Annotated in this window: 13 protein-coding genes; 4 read left to right on the top strand and 9 right to left on the bottom strand. The window is 67.8% G+C overall.

Features of this window, described 5'->3' with window-relative positions:
* Window positions 1–53 precede the first annotated feature (53 nt).
* Entirely contained in the window at window positions 54–752 is a 699-nt protein-coding gene (locus tag AB4Y43_RS18580) for a DUF4136 domain-containing protein (RefSeq protein WP_321929933.1), read from the top strand.
* Between the two features lie 111 nt (window positions 753–863).
* Here the strand turns inward: AB4Y43_RS18580 and guaD are convergent, their stop codons facing one another.
* The 7 genes from guaD to AB4Y43_RS18545 form a co-directional block, all read right to left on the bottom strand.
* Complete coding sequence (gene guaD / locus AB4Y43_RS18575; protein ID WP_368728483.1) at window positions 864–2,171, bottom strand: guanine deaminase; 1,308 nt, start codon at window positions 2,169–2,171, stop codon at window positions 864–866.
* Window positions 2,172–2,413: 242 nt separating this feature from the next.
* Window positions 2,414–3,475 (bottom strand): adenosine deaminase, encoded by a 1,062-nt coding sequence (locus tag AB4Y43_RS18570; RefSeq protein ID WP_083245121.1) that lies wholly within the window; start codon window positions 3,473–3,475, stop codon window positions 2,414–2,416.
* A 40-nt stretch (window positions 3,476–3,515) separates the two neighbouring features.
* Entirely contained in the window at window positions 3,516–4,574 is a 1,059-nt protein-coding gene (gene xdhC, locus AB4Y43_RS18565; protein WP_069262663.1) for a xanthine dehydrogenase accessory protein XdhC, read from the bottom strand.
* Window positions 4,575–4,692: 118 nt separating this feature from the next.
* A complete protein-coding gene (gene xdhB / locus AB4Y43_RS18560; RefSeq protein WP_368728482.1) occupies window positions 4,693–7,077 on the bottom strand; it encodes a xanthine dehydrogenase molybdopterin binding subunit in 2,385 nt (794 codons plus the stop codon).
* Window positions 7,074–8,630, bottom strand: a complete 1,557-nt coding sequence (xdhA, locus tag AB4Y43_RS18555; RefSeq protein WP_368603979.1) for a xanthine dehydrogenase small subunit — start codon at window positions 8,628–8,630, stop codon at window positions 7,074–7,076. The genes xdhB and xdhA overlap by 4 nt, the downstream gene beginning before the upstream one ends.
* Before the next feature lie 373 nt (window positions 8,631–9,003).
* Entirely contained in the window at window positions 9,004–9,534 is a 531-nt protein-coding gene (locus AB4Y43_RS18550) for a disulfide bond formation protein B (RefSeq protein ID WP_069262660.1), read from the bottom strand.
* Between the two features lie 138 nt (window positions 9,535–9,672).
* A complete protein-coding gene (locus AB4Y43_RS18545) occupies window positions 9,673–11,052 on the bottom strand; it encodes an amidase (protein ID WP_368615998.1) in 1,380 nt (459 codons plus the stop codon).
* A 213-nt stretch (window positions 11,053–11,265) separates the two neighbouring features.
* Between AB4Y43_RS18545 and AB4Y43_RS18540 the strand changes: the two genes are divergently transcribed.
* Together AB4Y43_RS18540 and AB4Y43_RS18535 are read left to right on the top strand one after the other, a co-directional pair.
* On the top strand, window positions 11,266–13,023 hold the full coding sequence (locus AB4Y43_RS18540; protein WP_368728481.1) for a cation:proton antiporter: 1,758 nt from the start codon (window positions 11,266–11,268) through the stop codon (window positions 13,021–13,023).
* 133 nt (window positions 13,024–13,156) lie between these two features.
* Window positions 13,157–14,527, top strand: a complete 1,371-nt coding sequence (locus AB4Y43_RS18535; RefSeq protein WP_069262657.1) for a gamma-glutamyl-gamma-aminobutyrate hydrolase family protein — start codon at window positions 13,157–13,159, stop codon at window positions 14,525–14,527.
* An 81-nt stretch (window positions 14,528–14,608) separates the two neighbouring features.
* Here the strand turns inward: AB4Y43_RS18535 and AB4Y43_RS18530 are convergent, their stop codons facing one another.
* Window positions 14,609–15,148 carry a GNAT family N-acetyltransferase gene (locus AB4Y43_RS18530; RefSeq protein WP_069262656.1) on the bottom strand — a complete coding sequence of 180 codons (540 nt, stop codon included), beginning with the start codon at window positions 15,146–15,148 and terminating at the stop codon, window positions 14,609–14,611.
* Between the two features lie 344 nt (window positions 15,149–15,492).
* Here AB4Y43_RS18530 and AB4Y43_RS18525 point away from each other — a divergent pair, with 344 nt between their 5' ends.
* Window positions 15,493–16,788, top strand: a complete 1,296-nt coding sequence (locus AB4Y43_RS18525; protein WP_368728480.1) for an MFS transporter — start codon at window positions 15,493–15,495, stop codon at window positions 16,786–16,788.
* Window positions 16,789–16,871: 83 nt separating this feature from the next.
* Here AB4Y43_RS18525 and AB4Y43_RS18520 read toward each other — a convergent pair whose 3' ends face one another.
* Window positions 16,872–18,809 carry a tetratricopeptide repeat protein gene (locus AB4Y43_RS18520; RefSeq protein ID WP_368728479.1) on the bottom strand — a complete coding sequence of 646 codons (1,938 nt, stop codon included), beginning with the start codon at window positions 18,807–18,809 and terminating at the stop codon, window positions 16,872–16,874.
* Between the last annotated feature and the right edge of the window lie 16 nt (window positions 18,810–18,825).

The raw sequence follows: 18,825 nt of genomic DNA, 5'->3' as shown, positions 1-18,825 counted from the left end.
CGGCCCCCACGACTGCACTTTTCCAACTGAAGCAACACTGCTATGAGAAGACCATGATGCACGACAGATGGACCCGCCGCGCCCTCCTGATGCTGGCGGCGCTCGCTCTCACGCTCTCCGGCTGCACGACGTACGTGACGAGCCAGGTGACCGCCTTCTCCGCATGGGACGGCGGCAGCGACGCCACGCGCACCTTCGCGTTCAAACGCAGCCCCGAGCAGAACCAGAGCATCGAGCAGAGCACCTACGAGCAGTTCGTGGCCAACGGGCTCGCCATGCACGCGTTCCGCCTCGTGCCCGAGCCGCAGGCGCGCTATCTGGTGGGCCTCGCCTACGGCAGCCGCACCGACACGGTGACGGTCGCGCAGCCCGTGTTCTACAACCCCTGGCCGGGCCCGTACTGGGGGCCGTGGAACCCGTGGGGCGCGTGGGGACCGTATCAGCCCGCCTACGTCAACCAGAGCTATCCCGTGTATTCGCATGCGCTAGGCATTCGCATCACGGAAAAGGCGAGCGGCAAGGAGGTCTATAACGTGCAGGCGCGCACCTCGGGCGACGATCCCTCGCTCGTGCGCGTGATGCCTTTTCTCGTGCAGAGCGCGCTGGGGAATTTCCCGCTGGCCAATGGCACGGTCACGGAGGTCAAGATCCCGGTCGGCAAGAACGGCGGCGCTCCGAACGAGACAGCCGCGGCCCCGGCGGGTGCGGGGCAGGGCGGGGCGGCCGCGACGGGGAACGCGCCGGCGAAATAGGCACGTATCGTCGTGCCCGCCCAGTAAGCGACGCGCCGGGCCTCGTATCCGGCGCCCAGGCGCGGATTGCAGTCTGACGCTTTTTCCTGTAACCCGCGCCGGGCGGGGCCTTCAGCGCCGCGCGCCGTCGCGGCTGTGCACGCGCTTGCCTGCCGCGTAGGTCTCGAACACGGCGCGGTCGTCGCCGAGCAGGGCGAGCGCGAACAGCAACTCCTCGTGCGATTCGGCGCGCGCCGTGCGCCGCGCGAGCAGCGGCGTGGCCTGCGCATCGAGCACGACGAAGTCCGCTTCGCTGCCGGGCGCGAGCGTGCCGATCTTGTCGGCGAGATCGAGCGCCTGCGCCGCGCCCGCGGTCGCGAGCCAGAACATGCGCGTGGCCGTGAGGTGGTGGCCGCCCATGCGCGCGACCTTGTGCGCCTCGTTCATGGTTTGCAGCATGGAGAACGAGGTGCCGCCGCCCACGTCGGTGGCGAGCGTGACGGGCATCGACGATTCGCCCGCCTTGTCGAAGTCGAACAGACCGCTGCCGAGGAACAGGTTCGAGGTCGGGCAGTGCGCGGCGACGGTACCCGTATGCGCCATGCGGCGGCGGTCTTCATCGTCGAGCCAGATGCAGTGGCCATACACGGCCCGCTTGCGCAGGAGTCCGTAGTGATCGTACACGTCGAGGTAGCTGCGATGGCCCGGGAACAGTTCCTTGACCCACTTCACCTCGTCCGGGTTTTCGGCCACGTGGCTCTGGATGAAGATATCGCCATGCGCCTTCGCGAGCGCGCCGCACGCTTCGAGCTGCGCTTCGGTCGAAGTGGGCGCGAAGCGCGGCGTAAGCGCATACATCTGGCGCCCGCGGTTGTGCCAGCGCCCGATCAGCTCGGCGCTGTCGTCGTAGCCCGTTTGCGGCGTGTCGCGCAGGAACTCGGGGCAATGGCGGTCCATCAGCACCTTGCCCGCGACCATGCGCAGGTTCTTCGCTTCGCTCGCGGTAAAGAGCGCGTCGGCGGACTGCTTGTGGACGGTGCAGTACACGAGCGCCGTAGTCGTGCCGCAGGCGAGCAGCTCGTCGACGAAAAAGCGCGCCGTGTCCTGCGCCACCGCTTCGTTTTCGAAGCCGCGCTCGGTCGGGAACGTGTATGTGTTCAGCCACGGCAGCAGACCCGGCGCGGGCGAGGCGATCATGTCCGTCTGCGGGTAGTGGATGTGCGTGTCGATGAAGCCCGGCACGATCAGCTTGTCGCGCAGATTGTGGACCGTCGCGTTTTCATCGACGCGCGACTTGAGCGCGGACCACGCGCCCGAGGCGACCACGTGGCCGTCTTCGACGATCACGACGCCGTCCTCGTCAAAGACAGCGGCGTCGGACGATTGCGCAGGGTCGCCTGTGAACGTCAACAGTTTCGCGCGGTAAGCCGATTGAGTCATGGGAACTTCGTCTCCGAAAAATTCAGGTATTCGTCCAATGCATGCCCGCATGGCGCGTGCCGCTCCTGAAAACGTGTCGACCAGAGTTGGCGCTTCAGCGCTTACTCTGGTCCCATGCCAGAAGGGCACGCGCGAGGGCCCACGGTCCGGCGCTCGCGCGCTGGACCGGATTCGTGTGACAGCCCGGGCTGGGGCTTGCTGTGCGGACGAGTCCGCTTTTCAGTTTGCGCCTGAGTCGACGCTTAAGCCGTTGCGCGACGCCAGTTCGCGTCGAGCTTCGCGATCAGCGCGGCGCGCTCTTCGGGCGTGACGAACGACGCCTCGAAGCCGTTGCGCAGGATCGTGTACACCTCGTCGTCGTCGAGCTCGAGCGCTTCGATGATGGCGCGGTAGTTCTCGTTGACGTAGCCGCCGAAGTAGGCGGGATCGTCGGAATTGACGGTCACTGCGACGCCCTTGTCGAGCAGGGCCTTGAGCGTGTGCTGCGTCATGTCGTCGAACACGCACAGCTTGGTGTTCGAGAGCGGGCACACCGTGAGCGCCACACGCGTGTCGGCCAGACGCGTGACGAGCGCCGCGTCTTCGATGCTGCGCACGCCGTGATCGACGCGGTCGACCTTGAGCAGGTCGAGCGCTTCGTAAATATAGGAGGGCGGGCCTTCCTCGCCTGCGTGCGCGACGAGCTTTAGCCCCAACGCCCGCGCCTTCTCGAACACGCGCTCGAATTTCGAAGGCGGATGACCGCGCTCCGACGAGTCGAGGCCCACGCCGATCAGGCGCGCATAGCGCTCGAACAGCGGGCGCGCGGCTTCAAAGGTGGCGAGCGCATCGGCTTCGCTCAGGTGGCGCAGGAAGCACAGGATCAGCTTGCTCGTGAGGCCGCGCTTTTCGGCGTCGCCAAGCGCACGGTCGATGCCCGCGACCACGGTTTCGATCGGCACGCCGCGTTCGGTGTGCGTTTGCGGATCGAAGAAAATTTCGGTGTGCACGACGTTGTCGGCGAGCGCGCGCTCGCAGTACGCCATCGTCATGTCGTAGAAGTCCTGCTCCGAGAGCAGCACGCTCGCGCCCGCGTAGTAGATGTCGAGGAACGACTGCAGGTCGGTGAACGCGTAGGCGGCGCGCAGCGCGTCGATCGAGTCGTAGGCGAGCTTCACGTTGTTGCGCTGCGCGAGCGCGAAGATCAGCTCGGGTTCGAGCGAGCCTTCGATATGGATGTGCAGCTCGGCCTTCGGCGCATTGGCGGCCTTTTCGACGAGCGCCTTTGCGTTGGCGGCGGTGTTGGCGGTGGTCGTGATCGTCATGTTAGGTTCGATTCGCTTATGGGTTCTTCAGTGTTTGACATCACGCGGAATGGGTGGCGGGGGCATGCGCCGCGCTCGCCCGCTTCGCCGCTTCGATCGCCTGCAGCAGTTGCGCGGCGGCCGACACGGCGATGACTTCGGGCGACTTGTCGACGATACCGTCCACGCCGAGCGGGCAGTGCATGCGCGCGATCTGCATGGGATCGATGCCGCGCGCGGCGAGCCGGTGCTCGAACTGCTTGCGCTTCGTGTGCGAGCCGATCATGCCGAAGAACACGAAGTCGCCGCGGCGCAGGATGCGCTCGGCGAGATCGAGGTCGCGCGAATGATCGTGCGTCATCACGATGAAGCTCGTGCCGGGCGGGGCCGTGTCGACGGCTTCGTCGGGCGCGTCGTTGGCGTCGATCGCCACGTTGGGCGCGTTCAGCAGCGCGAACGCCTCGGGCGTCGGAAACGCCGCGTCGCGCTCATCGACCCACAGCACGCGGCAGGGCAGCGTGCCGAGCACACGCACGAGGGCCGCGCCCACATGGCCCGCGCCGAACAGCACGACGGGAAAGTCGTTCGGCGCGATGGTTTCGGTCAGGAGCAGCGCGCCGCCCGTTTCCCAAAGCAGGCAGTCGGGCGCTTCCACGCCCGGTTCCGGCTCGGACAGCATGGCCGGATCGGCCGCGGTGCCTTCGCCCTCCGGGCTCCCGTTCCGCGAGGAGCGAAATGATACGCTACGCACGGTCGACGCGCCTGCCGCGAGGCGGCGCGCGAGCGTGGCGAGCCAGCCGAGGTCGGCCACGTCGAGGCGCTCGAACGCGAGCACCACGGCGCCGCCGCAGCACTGGCCGAGGCTCGGCCCGAGCGCGAGACGCTCGAGGCGTCGCGCGTGCGGCGTGCGCATGCCGTCGCGCAGCACCTGGCGCGCGATTTCGATGGCCTTCCATTCGAGGTGGCCGCCGCCGATGGTGTGGCGGGCCGCTTCGCGCGTGACGATCATCTTCGTGCCGGCCTCGCGCGGCGCCGATCCCTCGACGCGCGCAACGGTGACCAGCACGGCGGCGTCGCCGTGCGCGAGCAGTTGCTGCAGATCGGAAAGCCAGGTTTGCATCTGGCGCTTCTCCCTACGGGGCGGCACGTTCTTGCCTGTGCCGCCGGTTAATCTTCGTGGCCTCGCGCGGGCGGCGCTTCGCGGTTGGAGTGTGCGAAGCGCTGGCCGGTTCGCGCGGTCAGTTCATTTTGCGGTGGTTTTCCCGCAGCGCGTCCAACGCATCGAGAATCGCTTCAGGCGTCGCGGGCGCACGCAGCGGCGCGGCCTCGCGCGCCTCGGGCACCGCCGCGCCCACGGCCTCGCGAATCGCGAGAAATACCGAGAATGGCAGCAGCAGGGGCGGTTCGCCTACGGCCTTCGAGCGGAACACCGTCGGTTCCACGTTGTCGTTGCCGCCGCTGCGATAGAGCCTCACGTCGAATGCCTCTGGCGTGTCGCTCACCGCTGGAATCTTGTAGGTGGACGGGGCATGCGTCATGAGCCGCCCGTCGCGGTTCCACCAAAGCTCCTCGGTGGTGAGCCAGCCCATGCCCTGGATGAAGCCGCCTTCCACCTGGCCTAGATCGATGGCCGGATTGATCGACTGGCCCGCGTCGTGCAGCACGTCGGCGCGTACGAGCTTCCATTCGCCCGTGAGCGTATCGACGACCACTTCGGACACCGCTGCGCCATAGGCGAAGTAATAGAACGGATGGCCGGTCAGCGTACGTGCATCCCAATGCACTTTGGGCGTGGCGTAGAAGCCATCGGACCACAGTTGCACACGCTTCATGTAGGCGAGTTCGACGAATTCGCCAAACGCAATCGCCTTACCGTTCGCTCGCACCTGGACATCTTCGAACGCGACGTCTTCGGGCGAGCCGCCGTATTGCGCCGCCGCGAAGGCCGCGAGGCGCGTGCGGATCGTGAGCGCGGCGTCTTCGGCGGCCTTGCCGTTGAGATCGCTGCCCGTGGAGGCGGCCGTCGCCGACGTATTGGCGACCTTCGAGGTATCGGCGGCGCTCACGCGCACGCGTGCGAGCGGCAAGCCGAGCGTGCCCGCCACGACCTGCGCGACCTTGGTGTTGAGCCCCTGGCCCATTTCCGTGCCGCCGTGGTTCACGAGCACCGAGCCGTCGCGGTACACATGCACGAGCGCGCCCGCCTGGTTCAGATGCGGCACGTTGAACGAGATGCCGAACTTGACGGGTGTAAGCGCGATGCCGCGCTTGAGCACGGGGCTCGTGCGGTTGTACGCGGCGATGGCCGCGCGGCGCTCGTGATAGCGGCTCGACGCGAGCAGTTCGTCGGTCAGCGGCGCGAGCACGTTGTCCTCCACGCGCTGGCCGTACGGCGTGACATCACGCTCGCCGATGCCGTAATAGTTCGCGCGCCGCACATCGAGCGGATCGCGGCCCAGTGCGCGCGCGATCTCGTCGAGCATCACCTCCATCACGAGCGCGCCTTGCGGGCCGCCGAAGCCGCGAAACGCAGTGTTCGACTGCGTGTTCGTCTTGCAGCAGAGCGCGACGATTTCGACATCCGAAAGAAAGTAGGCGTTGTCGAAGTGGCATACCGCGCGCGTGGCGACCGCGCCCGAAAGATCGGCCGAATAGCCCGCGCGCAGCGCGATCTCGACGCGCGCGCCGAGCAGCCGTCCTTCGTCGTCGTAGCCCGCCTCGTACGTGTAGAGCGCGTCGTGGCGCTTGCCCGTGATCATGAAGTCGTCGTCGCGATCCGCGCGCAGTTTCACGGGCCGCTGCAGCTTGTGCGCCGCGAGCGCGGCGACGCACGCGAACAGCGCCGACTGCGATTCCTTGCCGCCGAAGCCGCCGCCCATGCGCCGGCATTCGCAACTCACGCGATGCGCGGGCCAGCCGAGCAGATGCGCGACGACCTGCTGCATTTCGCTCGGGTGCTGTGTCGAGCTGTAGACGAGCATGCCTGTCTGCTCCTGCGGGAGCGCATAGGCCACCTGGCCTTCGAGATAGAACTGCTCCTGGCCGCCCACGGCAAACGTGCCCGCGAGGCGATGCGGCGCCGCGGCGAGCGCGGCATCGGGTGCGCCGCGCACGAGACGCAGCGGCGGCAGCACGTAATGCTGGCGCGTGCGCGCCTCTTCGATGCTGAGAACGGGTTCGAGCGGCGCGTAGCGCACGACGTCTTCGCTGGCGGCGAGCGCTGCAGCGCGGCGTGCGAGCTCGTGGCTCGTGGCGATCACCGCGAACACGGGCTGTCCGAGATATTGGACGGTGTCGCTCGCGAGCACGGGATCGTCGTGCACGACCGGGCCGCAGTCGTTCTCGCCGGGGATGTCGGCGGCAGTGAGCACCGCAAGCACGCCCGGCGACGAGCGCACACGGTCGAGATCCAGCGCGACGATGCGTGCGTGCGCATGGCGCGCGAGGCCGAGCGCCGCGTGCACGGTGCCGTGCAGTTCGGGGATGTCGTCGGTGTAGCGCGCCTCGCCGCTCACGTGCGCATCGGCGGATTCGTGCGGCAGCGGTGCGCCGAGCGCGCGCTCGTGGGCGTGCTCATCGCCTTGCTGCGGGCGCATGACGAGCGCTTCGGCCTGATCGTTCATGGCGTGACTCCCGCGGCTGCAGTGCCCTGGTCATCGTCGTCGCCTTCGGCGAAAGCGAACGCGTTGACGTCGCAAAGCGCGAGCGGGGCCTCGTCGCGCGTTTCGAGCCAGCAGCGCCACAGCAGATTGCGCGCGACCTTCAGGCGATAGGCACCGCTCGCGCGCATGTCAGTGAGGGGCTGATAGTCGGTGGCGAGCGCATCCATCGCGCGCTGCGCACTGGTTTCGTCCCAGCGTGCGCCGGTTAGCGCGGCTTCGGCAAGCGCGGCGCGCTGCGGGATCGCGGCCATGCCGCCGTAGGCGATACGTGCGCTCGCGAGTGTGCCGTCCTCGCGCACGTCGAGTGCGAACGCGGCGCACACCGCCGAGATATCCTGGTCGTAGCGCTTCGAGACCTTGTAGGTGCGAAAGCGCAGTGTCGGCGCGGGGCGCGGCACGCGGACCGCTTCGACGAATTCGCCCGCTTCGAGCGCGTTCTGCTGGTAGCCCGTGTAGAAGGCCGCGAGCGGCAGCGTGCGCACGTGCGCCGCGCGGCGCAGCACGAGCGTGGCATCGAGCGCGAGCAGCGCGGGCATGGAGTCGCCGATCGGCGAGCCGTTCGCGACGTTGCCGCCGAGCGTGCCCGCATTGCGAATCGGCAGCGAGGCGAAGCGCGCCCACAGTTCCGCGAGTTCGGGGTAATCGATGGCGAGCGCGGCGTAGGCAGCTTCGAGCGAGACGGCCGCGCCGATCGTGAGCGTCTGCGCGTCGCGCGAAACGCTCGCCAGTTCCGCGACGTTGCCGGTGTAGATGAGGTCGCCCAAGTCGCGGAACTGCTTCGTGACCCACAGGCCGATATCGGTGCTGCCCGCGAGCACCCGCGCGTCAGGATGCGCGGCACGCAGCGCCGCGAAGTCGGCGAGCGTGCGCGGCGCGTAGAACGTGCTTTCACCGTGCGCGGCGCCTCGCACGTCGGGGCCGCGATATTCGAAGGTGCCGGTGCGCTGCAGCGCGCGCAGCTGCGCTTCGACGCGAGCGCGATCGAGCGCCACGCGTGCATGGCAGGTCTCGTCGAACATGCGCAGCGACGCTTCGATGATCGGCCGGTAGCCGGTGCAGCGGCAGAGGTTGCCCGAGAGCGCCTCGTTGATCTCCTCGCGGGTCGGCAGGCCCGCACCGATGGGCTGGTTCTCGTAAAGCGCCCACATGGACATGACGAAGCCCGGCGTGCAGAAGCCGCACTGCGAGCCGTGGCAATCGACCATCGCCTGCTGGACCGGGTGCAGTGCGCCGTCCGGCTGGCGCAGGTCTTCGACGGTATAGAGCGCGCGGCCGTCGAGGGTCGGCAGGAACTGGATGCAGGCGTTGACGGACTTGAGCGCGAGATGACCTTCGCTGTCGAGTTCACCCACGACGACCGTGCACGCGCCGCAGTCGCCCTCCGCGCAGCCTTCCTTGGTGCCGCAGGCATGCAGATCCTCGCGCAGATGCTGAAGCACCGTGCGCGTGGGAGGCAGGTCGCGCACTTCGTGCACGGCGCCTCGGTGGAGGAAGCGGATGGTTTGCGTTGTCATGGTGAACCCGGGGACATTGCGGATCAGGCGCGCGTTACGAGAGGGGCGCGCCAACACCGGCCTCGCGCACGTAGATCGCCATCCAGTTCCGAAGATAGCACCGCTTGCCGCAGGAAAGTATTTCCCCCGCAAGATGGGGGTTATGTGACTTGGGTCATGACGCCGTCACAGCGCGCACGGCGGCGCAACGCCGCTGCGCGCGGCAATCGCGCCCGGATGGCCGGGGAAGGTGCGCAAGTCGTGCGCGATTCGATGCTACGGTGCAAGGCTCACGCTCGCCTCGCGCTGGCGGGCGGGCCGCCCGATGGCTGGGCGGCGCAAGCGTTTGAAGAGCCGGCGGAGCCTGAAATGGCGCGGTGCGCCCTTTAACCGGTCAGCGGCGGATGCCGGGCCACGACACCTGGCGGCGCCGGTTGCGCCACAGGCTCAGGATCACGGCCAGGAACACGATGATGAAGGCGAGCAACGACCACACCGGCATGGTCAGGCCGAGCGTCGGCGGGTAGGTGGTTTCGCAAAGACCCTGGACCTTGAACACGCCTGGCAGCCAGTGCGCGAAAGGCAGGCTATCGACGATGGGCTGCAGCGTGTCGAAACCGCAGCTGTAGTTGGGGAACGCCTGCACCCAGACGAGCTTCGCGGACGCGACTGCGCCGCCTGCCGCCGAAAGCACCACGAGCGCTTCGAGCACGCGCACGCCGCGCCAGCTCGTCATACGCGCGCCGAGAAAGGCGAAGACCGCAATCAGGATCAGGAAATAGCGCCCCAGGATACACAGCGGGCACGGGTCCTGATGCTCGACATACTGGAAGTACAGGGCGCCGCCCAGGAGCGCGAGGCAGATCAGGCCAAGGAGGACCAGCAGGCCGCGCTCGCGGCGCAACAGCGCGTTATCGTCGTTCATGAGGCTCGTTCGTTCGGGTTATCTGGCGCAGCGCACGGGCGGCTGCGACGGCGTGACGGGATTCTAGCGCGAAGGTTGCGTGCGGCGCGGACGTGTCCTTGCCCCCGCGCAGGGGGGCTCAAGCGATTCCCGCTCAAATCAGCGCAGCGGCGCGAGCACGGCCTCGACGCCGCGGCCAATGGCGAGCAGCGCGTCGTCGTTGTCAGGCGCGGCGGCGAGCATCAGCCCGACTGGCGCTGCGCCGTAGTGGTGGCATGGCAGCGAGAGCGCGCACGCATCGAGGAAGTTGAACGCGCTCGGGTTGCGCAGCACGAGTGCATTAGTGCGCGCGAAGACATCGTCGTCGGCGGCAAGCGGGGCGACGGGCGGCGGCGCGATGGGGACAGTCGGCGCGATCACGGCGTCGAAGCGCGACCAGAGCGTAGCCTGCGCCTCGGCCATGACCGACGCGCGCGCGGCGATCAGATCCAGATAGTCGACGGCCGTCGCGTGCTCGCCCTTCAGGATGCGCACCAGCACGCGCGGGTCGTACTGGTCCCGATGCTTCGCAATCAGCTCGCGGTGCCATGCATACGCTTCCATCGGCGAGAAGCCGATGCGGTTGATCTCGGCGAAGCGCTCGAAGGCGGCGAAGCGGACTTCGCTCACGATCGCGCCGGCGGCATCCAGATGCTTGAGCGCCGTATCGATCGTTTCCGCGACTTCGGGGTCCACGCCGTCGGTCACGTAGTGGGTGAGCACGCCGAGGCGTACGCCTTCGAGGTGGCGCGTGGCCGGCACGTGCGGCGCCAGCCCGGCGAGCACGCGGTCCGTGAGCGCGCAGCACGCCACCGTGTTGCCGATCGGGCCGAACGAGTCGAGCGTGGGGGAGAGCGGCACGCCGCCCGTTTTCGGAATGCGCCCGGCGGTGGGCTTGAAGCCCGTGAGACCGCAAAACGCGGCGGGAATGCGAATGGAGCCGCCGGTGTCGGTGCCGAGCGCGACGGCGGCCATGCCGTCCGCGACCGAGGCCGCCGCGCCCGAGGACGAACCGCCCGCCACGCGCGCGTCGCCTGCCACGCCGCGGCGCCAGGGCGAGAGCGGCGTGCCGTAGTGCGGATTCAGGCCGAGCCCCGAGAACGCGAATTCGCTCATGTTGGTGCGGCCGATCAGCACCGCCCCCGCATGGCGCAGCCGCGCGACGGCGGTGGCGTCCTCTTTGGCGGGCGCCGCGTTCGCGAGCGCCGTGGAGCCCGCGCGCGTGACTTCGCCCGCCACGTCGAACAGATCCTTCACCGAGACGGGGATGCCCGCGAGCGGCGAAAGCACCGTGCCGGACGCGCGCAGGCGGTCGTGCGCGTCGGCGGCGGCGCGCACGCGCTCGGCGTCGACCTCCGTGAAGACGGTCGCGCCCTGGCCGGCCGGGTCGGCGATGCGCTCGAGCGCGGCTTCGGCGAGCGCGCGGCTCGTCGTGCGGCCCGCGGCGAGATCGGCCGCGAGCTGGGCGAGGGGAGGGAACGGGGTAAAAGCGGTGGTCATGGCGGCGGAAGACTCGGTCAATGCGCGGCGGCGCGCTGCGCGAAGTTCAGCAAAGCAGGCGGGCGGCCCGCCGGCGAAGGGCGCCGAGGGCGGTCGGCGCCTGCAAGGGTCGCATCATTGTAGGTCGGCTTTTTTCCTTGCGTGCGATTTGGCTCACGCCGTGCATCGGGTAACATGCTCAGACTCGATAGCTATTTGTAAGGAAAGACCTTCATGCACCACGGAATCGGCTTCATTCAGGACCTGGCAGTCGTGATGGCGCTCGCAGGCGTCGTCACCGTGCTGTTTCATCGCCTGAAGCAGCCGGTCGTGCTCGGCTATATCGCGGCGGGCGTGATCATCGGGCCGTACACGCCGCCGTTCCAGCTCATTCACGACGAGCAGACCATCCAGACGCTCGGCGAGCTCGGCGTGGTGTTCCTGATGTTCTCGCTCGGGCTCGAATTCAGCCTGCGCAAGCTCTTCCAGGTGGGCGCGACCGCCATCGTCGCGGCGCTCTCGGAAATCGTGCTGATGCTGTGGATCGGCTACGAGATCGGTCGCGCGTTCGGCTGGGCCACGATGGATTCCCTGTTCCTCGGTGCGATTCTCGCCATCTCTTCGACCACGATCATCGTCAAGGCGCTCTCCGATCTCGGCGTGAAGCGCGAGCCGTTTGCGCAACTCGTATTCGGCATCCTGATCGTCGAGGACATTCTCGGCATTGCCATGCTCGTGCTGCTGGGCGGCATCGCGCAGACGGGCGAGCTTTCGCCGGGCATCGCGCTCATCACGCTCGGCAAGCTGCTGCTCTTCATGCTGGTCTCGCTGCTCGCGGGCATCCTGATCGTGCCGCGCGTGCTCGGCTACATCGCGCGCGTGGGCAACGACGAGATGCTGCTCGTCTCGGTGCTGGGCTTTTGCTTCGGCTTTTGCCTGCTGGTCGTGAAGCTCGACTATTCGATCGCGCTCGGCGCATTCCTGATCGGCGCGGTCATGGCCGAGTCGCGCCATCTGCATCGCATCGAGCATCTCGTCGCGCCGCTGCGCGATGCGTTCTCCGCCATCTTCTTCGTGACGATCGGGCTCATGCTCAACCCGCTCGTGCTGGTCGATTACGCCTGGCCGATCGCCGTGATCTCGATTGCCGTGGTGCTCGGCAAGCTCGTGTCGTGCGGCCTCGGCACCTTTCTCGCGGGCCGCGACGGGCGCACCGCCATGCGCGTGGGCATGACCGTCTCGCAGATCGGCGAGTTCTCGTTCATCATCGCCTCGCTCGGACTCACGCTGAAGGTGACGAGCGGGTTTCTCTATCCGATCGCCGTGACCGTCTCGGCCATCACGACGCTCACCACGCCTTACCTCATCCGCATTGCCGATCCGCTCTCGCAGCGCCTCGCGCGCGCCATGCCGCCCGCCGTCTCGAACGTGTTCGGCATGTACGGCCAATGGCTGCGCTGCCTCGTGCCGCGCTCGGACGGGCCGACGATCTTCTCGCTCACGAAGCGCATCGTCGTGCAGATTGCCGTGAATCTCGCGCTGGTCTCGGCGATCTTCATCGGCGTGTCGTATGGCGCGCGCTACGCGTCGCCGTTGCTTGCACACTGGATCGGCGACGAGCGCATTCAGCGCGTCGTGCTCTGGAGCGCCGCGCTCGTGCTCGCGATGCCGTTTCTCGTGGCGGTGTGGCGCAAGACGCAGTCGCTCGCGCTGTTGCTCGCCGAAGTGAGTGTGCAGCCGGAGAAGGCAGGGCGCTTCACACGTGCGATTCGTCATGTGATTGCGGAACTGGTGCCCGTGGTCTCGATGTTCGGCGTGTTCCTGCTCGTGGCGGCGCTCTCGGGGACGATCCTGCCGCCCACGGGGTTCCTCGTCGGCGTGCTGGTGTGCGCGGCGGCGCTGACCATGCTGCTGTGGCGCTGGTGCGTGAGGATCCACGCGTCGATGCAGATTGCGTTGCGCGAGACCTTCGACGAGCGTCCGGATGCCTGACCTGAGCACGGTCGAGACGCCGCTGGTGTGACGGGATGTGAGCAATTGTGTGCGGGGGTGGCGGCGGCGTGCCGTGCGACGGATAATCAAAGCCTGTTCATTCGTTCGCGCGCCGCGCGCCTGACCCCACGTCATGAGCGATAACAAATCAGACCAACCCGAGGTCCCTGACGGCGCAAGCCGTCCTGCCGATGCCGGTCCCGCCGGCGCCCCCGCGGCCCCGTCCTCTCCTCCCGCCGGTTCTCCCGGCACTTCTGCTGGTTCTCCCTCCGCATCGCCCTCCGGTTCACCCTCTGGGGAGGCCGCGCAACGTGCCTCGACCGACGCGCCCGAAAGCGCTTCGACCGTTACGCCCAGCGCTGGGGGGGCAGCAGCGGCTTCCACGCCCGGCGAGTTGCCGAAGCAGACGCCGGCGGGTACGACGCCGAGTATTCCGATCAGCGAAACCGCCGAGGCCGGCAAGGCCGCGCCCGCGCCGGCCCCGCATACCGAACCGGCGAGCACGGGCGAGGCGGCAGCGTCTGCTGCGCCGCAACGTCCTGGTGCCGCGCCGGCCGGCTTCGGCCAGGCACCCGACTTTACGGCACATCATCCCCCGCCGCCCGGTGCCATTCCGCCGGAACCGCCGCGCTATCTGCGCGCGAGCGATTCGGCCTGGGCGGTGTTCGGCCGCATCGTCGTGGCGCGAGCGCGGCAACTGTTCGACCGCGCCGGACAGCGCATCACGCAGCGCACGCTGCGCATCGGCGTCTCGGCGCGGATCTTCCACCCGGAGCCGGGCGCGCAAGGGCTGCGCGGCAAGACGTTGCAGTACCTGGAGGAATCGATCGCACACTGGGTGATGTCCCGGGACGTCATCGTGTTCATGATTCCGACGGTCGGGCACCAGGGGATGCTGCACCCGAGCAATATCCGCCTGCGCGATTACGCGAAGCACCTCGATGGCCTGCTGCTCCAGGGCGGCGCCGACGTCTCGCCGCAGACGTATGCGGAAATCTCGCCACGCCCCGAATGGCCGGGCGACCGTGTGCGCGACATGTACGAACTCGAACTGCTGCATGAGTTCGTCGAATCGGGCAAGCCGGTGCTGGGCGTGTGCCGCGGCTGCCAGCTCATCAACGTGGCGTTCGGCGGCACGCTTTACCAGGACATCGCGAGCGACGTGCCGACGGCCGGCGTGCACGTGAGCGAGCATTACGACCAGCATCGACACGCGGTCACGTTCCCGGAGGGCTCGACGTTCGCGACCATGTTCCCGGGGCGGCGCGAGGCGATCGTCAACTCGATTCACCATCAGGCCGTGAGGAATCTCGGACGCGACCTGACCGTCGAGGCCGTTTCGGCGGGCGACGGGCTCATCGAGGCGGTGCGTTACCGGCGCTCGCCGTTCGTCGTGGGCGTGCAGTGGCACCCGGAGTTCCATCGCGCAGGCGGTCCCGAACTGCTCGACTGCACGCCGCTGCTCGACACCTTCTTGCGAACCGCGCGCGAAACCCGCTTCTGATTGCCAACCACGCTGCAACCCCATCCCGGCCGCGCGCAACCTGCGTGCGGCTTTTTTATTTCGGTCGCCTTCCTCGGAGTCCTACCTGATTCCGAGCTCGTCGAGCCGGTATACGTAACGCAGTGCGGTAATGTCGATGCCGCCCATGCGGTCGGGCTCCGAGCCGGAATAGGTCCAACCCTGGCGCTCATAGAACGCAATCGCGGGCGTGTTGCCGTCGAGCACGTACAGATAGAGCTGCGTCTCGCCCTGGGCGCGCGCCCAGTCCTGCGCTGCGCGCATGAGCCGCTTGCCGACGCCGGTGCCCTGATGCGCCGGCAGCGCATGAAGATTGTCGAGCAACACGCCCCAGGGAGAGCCTGGCTGGCGTTCGACGCACACGAAGCCCACGGCCGCACCCGATGCAAGCTCGGCGATCAGAACGAGCCGCCGTTCGCCGCCTGGCGCCTCCATGCGCGCGCGCCAGTAAGCCGCGCGCTCGGCGTCGACTTCGCGCTCGAGAAACGCAGCGGGCAGCAGCGCACGATACGTGGCCTGCCAGCTTGCGGCGTGCATGGCGGCGAGCAAGGGAGCATCGGCGACGGTGGCCGGACGCAGCGTGAGGGCGGGGATTTCGGGCATGCGGATGGCGGACGTGTGGGCGTCTGGATCAGGGCGCGCGTCGGGGGCCGCGCGCCGAGCCCTGCTGCAAGATATTTTGCCCCATTCGAGGATATTCGCGGCGGGCTTGCCACGCATGAAAGCGTGACGAAGTGTAATCGTAATAAAAATGGAAGAAATGACTTCCGTTGATGCTTTTTGCTAGCCTCTTTTAAGGAAATGCCCGAATATCTGAGTCCCGGCGTGTACCGCACAATAAAATGCCCGCGCGCGCGCCCGCGCGACCCTCGCTTTACCGCGAGTGATTGTTTCTCACTGTCCCGCGAGCCGCTCAGGCTTCCCGGTCAGTCTCTTCAGAGAGTGTCATGTCTACCGCGTCCCACGCATCCCCAGGCGAATCGAAATTCCGGACCGTTTTCCGCGTCGTCAGCGGCAACTTCCTGGAAATGTACGATTTCATGGTCTACGGCTACTACGCTTCGGCGATCGCCCGGACCTACTTCCCGAGTGACAATGCGTTCGCTTCGCTGATGCTCACGCTGTCCGTGTTCGGCGCAGGCTTCCTCGTGCGTCCGCTCGGCGCCATCATCCTCGGCGCGTACATCGACCATCACGGCCGCCGCAAGGGCCTCATGCTCACGCTCGGCCTGATGGCGTTCGGCACGCTCGCGGTTGCCGTCGTGCCGGGTTACGCGACCATCGGCATACTCGCGCCGGCGCTCGTGCTGGTGGGGCGCCTGCTGCAGGGCTTCTCGGCGGGCGTGGAACTGGGCGGCGTCTCGGTCTATCTCTCCGAGATCGCGACCAAGGGCAACAAGGGCTTCTACGTCTCGTGGCAGTCGGGCAGCCAGCAGGTCGCCGTGGTGTTTGCCGCGCTGCTGGGCGTGCTGCTGCATCGCCTGCTGCCGATTGAGCATATGACGAATTGGGGCTGGCGTGTGCCGTTCCTCATTGGCTGCCTGATCGTGCCGTTCCTCTTCATCATTCGCCGCTCGCTCCAGGAAACGGAGGAGTTCGCGAAGAGGAAGCATCGTCCGTCGATGGGCGAAATCATGGCGTCGATGGTGCAGAACTGGGGCGTCGTGATTGCCGGTATGGGCATGGTCATCATGACCACCGTGTCGTTCTACCTCATTACCGCCTATACGCCGACCTTCGGCAAGGAAGTGCTCAGGTTGAACGAGATCGACACGCTGATCGTGACGGTTTGCATCGGCTTGTCGAATCTCTTCTGGCTGCCGGTTTCCGGCGCGGTTTCGGACCGTGTGGGCCGCCGCCCGATGTTGATCACCTTCACTGTGCTCACGATCCTCACCGCCTATCCCACGGTGCAGTGGCTCGTGGCGGAACCGTCGTTCGGCCGCCTGCTCACGGTCGAGCTGTGGCTGTCGTTCCTCTACGCCTGCTACAACGGCGCGATGGTCGTGGCGCTCACCGAAGTCATGCCCGCCGACGTGCGCACCGCCGGCTTCTCGCTTGCCTATAGCCTCGCGACGACGATCGGCGGTTTCACGCCGGCGATCTCGACCTACCTCATCCACGTGAGCGGCAACAAGGCTGCGCCGGGTGCGTGGATGGGCGTCGCGGGCGTGTGCGGCCTGATCGCGACGCTCGTGCTCTATCGCACGCCGGAAGCGCGCAATCAGTACAAGGCGGCTTGATTTGCGGATCGGTTGATCTGCGATTTCGCGGCAAAAGCAATAAAAAACGGGGCGCTCAGGCGCCCCGTTTTTCATTGTGTCGCTTACGCGTCGCGCAACTCGCGCGCGACCGTCTCCACGACTTCCGCCCACGCATGCGGGCGCGGCTGACGCACGAGTCGCGCGCGCGGGTACCAGGGGCTTTCGTCGGTGCCCGCAAACCAGCGCCAGTCCGCGGCGAACGGCAGCATGACCCAAAGTTTTGCGCCCAGCGCGCCCGCGAGGTGGGCGATCGACGTATCGATCGACACGACGGCGTCCAGACGTTCGATCACGGCCGCGGTATCCGCGAAGTCCTGCAGCTTGCCGCCGAGACGGTGGATCGAGCGCGCCCGCGGATGCGCGTCGAGCGCCGCGTGTTCCGCTGCGCTGAGTTCGGGCTGCAGGACGATCCAGTCGATGCCGTCGAGCGCGAAAAGCGGTTCGAGCGCGGCGAGCGCAATCGCGCGATTTTCGTGCTTCTGGATGCGTCCGGACCACGCGAGGCCGATCTTGCGCCGCGCCTGGCCGCCCAGCGAGCCGCGCCACTTGCGCCTGTAGGCAGTGCTCGCGTTGAGGTAGGGCGTGCGCGCCGGCAGTGTGTCGATGCTCGTGCCGAGCGCGAGCGGCAGCGAGAGGAGCGGGCAGTGCAGGTCGGCGGCCGGCCGCGGCGCGCCCTGCTCGACGAGCGTGACACGCCAGGCCTCGGCCGCGGGCGCGATGAGCGGCACGAGCGCGCGCTGCACTTCGAGCACGACGCGCGCACTGGCTTTCTGTGCCACGGCCACGACTTGCGGCACGAAGCGCACGAACTGAAGCGTGTCGCCGTACCCCTGCTCGGCCTCGATCAGCAGCGTGCGGCCGTTCAGGGGCTCGCCGTGCCAGCGTGGCAGCGCACTTTGCGGCGTGCGCGGCGCAATCGGTGCACTCACCTGCGGGGGCGGGGTGTAGCCCGCGCCGCGCGGTGCGTTGGCTTGCGCCTCGTCGCGTGCGGCCGGATCGAGCCGCCATTCGTACCCGGGCAGTCCACGCCGGAAGTCGCCGAGCGTGAGCCACGTGAGCGCGCGATTCAAATGCGCGGCGGCCAGATCGGGCCGCACGCGCAGCGCTTCGTCGAAGGCGCGCAGAGCGGCCGCATGGCGGCCGAGCGCGTGATGCGCCACGCCGAGCGCAAGCCAGGCGAGGGCAAATTTCGGATCGAAGCCGATCGCGCGCTCGTAGGGTCCGATGGCAGCGTCGTGGCGGCCGAGCGCGGCGAGCGCATTGCCGAGCCCGAAGAGGGCAGGCCCGAAATGCGGCTGCAGCGAAAGCGCCGTTTCGAAGGCGGCCACGGCCTCGCTGTGATGGCCGGTCGCATCGAGCGTATTCGCAAGATTGAAATGCGCGGCGACGAAGCGCGGCTGCACGCGCAGCGCCTTCTGGAACTGTTCGATCGCGCTCGCGCTGTCGCCAAGCGCGTTGAGCGACATGCCGAGATTGTTGTGCGCCCCTGCATGGCCCGGGCGGATCTTGAGCGCGCGGCGAAACGAGTCGGCGGCTTCGGCATGGCGGCCGAGCGCGTGCAGCGCGTTGCCGAGATTGTTGTGCGAGGAGGCGTCGCCGGGCTGCAGGCGCACGGCCTGGCCGAACGCGTACATCGCGTCCTCGTGCCGGCCGATCGCCGCATAGGCGTTGCCGAGGTTGTAATGCGCGAGGGCAAAGGCGGGTGCGAGCGTGAGCGCGTTGCGAAAGCGCTCGATCGCGCCTTCCAGTTCGCCGAGTGCCTTGAGCGCGTTGCCCAGGTTCAGCTGGAGCGCGGCGTCGTCAGGGCGCAAGGCGACCGCGCGACGCACGAGGTCCGCGGCTTCGGCGTGCTGGCCTCGCTGATGCCGCAGCACGCCGAGCAGATGCAGCGCATCGACGTGCACGGGATCGGCGGCGAGCGTCGCGCGGTAGTCGCGCTCGGCGTCGTCCAGCCGGCCGTCGCGATGTGCGGCGTACGCGCGGACAAAAAGCTGTTCCATGACTGAAGAAGCAAAA

Source organism: Paraburkholderia sp. BR10872 (assembly GCF_040965835.1).
Lineage (GTDB): Bacteria > Pseudomonadota > Gammaproteobacteria > Burkholderiales > Burkholderiaceae > Paraburkholderia > Paraburkholderia nodosa_A.
This window is presented reverse-complemented; position numbering and strand designations above follow the sequence as displayed.

What these genes read in the sequence shown, in the direction of transcription:
- AB4Y43_RS18550 (WP_069262660.1), bottom strand. Translation starts at nt 9,534, where the DNA reads ATGAACGACGATAACGCGCTGTTGCGCCGCGAGCGCGGCCTGCTGGTC.
- AB4Y43_RS18570 (WP_083245121.1), bottom strand. Translation starts at nt 3,475, where the DNA reads ATGACGATCACGACCACCGCCAACACCGCCGCCAACGCAAAGGCGCTC.
- AB4Y43_RS18545 (WP_368615998.1), bottom strand. Translation starts at nt 11,052, where the DNA reads ATGACCACCGCTTTTACCCCGTTCCCTCCCCTCGCCCAGCTCGCGGCC.
- AB4Y43_RS18520 (WP_368728479.1), bottom strand. Translation starts at nt 18,809, where the DNA reads ATGGAACAGCTTTTTGTCCGCGCGTACGCCGCACATCGCGACGGCCGG.
- AB4Y43_RS18580 (WP_321929933.1), top strand. Translation starts at nt 54, where the DNA reads ATGATGCACGACAGATGGACCCGCCGCGCCCTCCTGATGCTGGCGGCG.
- AB4Y43_RS18525 (WP_368728480.1), top strand. Translation starts at nt 15,493, where the DNA reads ATGTCTACCGCGTCCCACGCATCCCCAGGCGAATCGAAATTCCGGACC.
- AB4Y43_RS18530 (WP_069262656.1), bottom strand. Translation starts at nt 15,148, where the DNA reads ATGCCCGAAATCCCCGCCCTCACGCTGCGTCCGGCCACCGTCGCCGAT.
- AB4Y43_RS18535 (WP_069262657.1), top strand. Translation starts at nt 13,157, where the DNA reads ATGAGCGATAACAAATCAGACCAACCCGAGGTCCCTGACGGCGCAAGC.
- AB4Y43_RS18540 (WP_368728481.1), top strand. Translation starts at nt 11,266, where the DNA reads ATGCACCACGGAATCGGCTTCATTCAGGACCTGGCAGTCGTGATGGCG.
- xdhB (WP_368728482.1), bottom strand. Translation starts at nt 7,077, where the DNA reads ATGAACGATCAGGCCGAAGCGCTCGTCATGCGCCCGCAGCAAGGCGAT.
- guaD (WP_368728483.1), bottom strand. Translation starts at nt 2,171, where the DNA reads ATGACTCAATCGGCTTACCGCGCGAAACTGTTGACGTTCACAGGCGAC.
- xdhA (WP_368603979.1), bottom strand. Translation starts at nt 8,630, where the DNA reads ATGACAACGCAAACCATCCGCTTCCTCCACCGAGGCGCCGTGCACGAA.
- xdhC (WP_069262663.1), bottom strand. Translation starts at nt 4,574, where the DNA reads ATGCAAACCTGGCTTTCCGATCTGCAGCAACTGCTCGCGCACGGCGAC.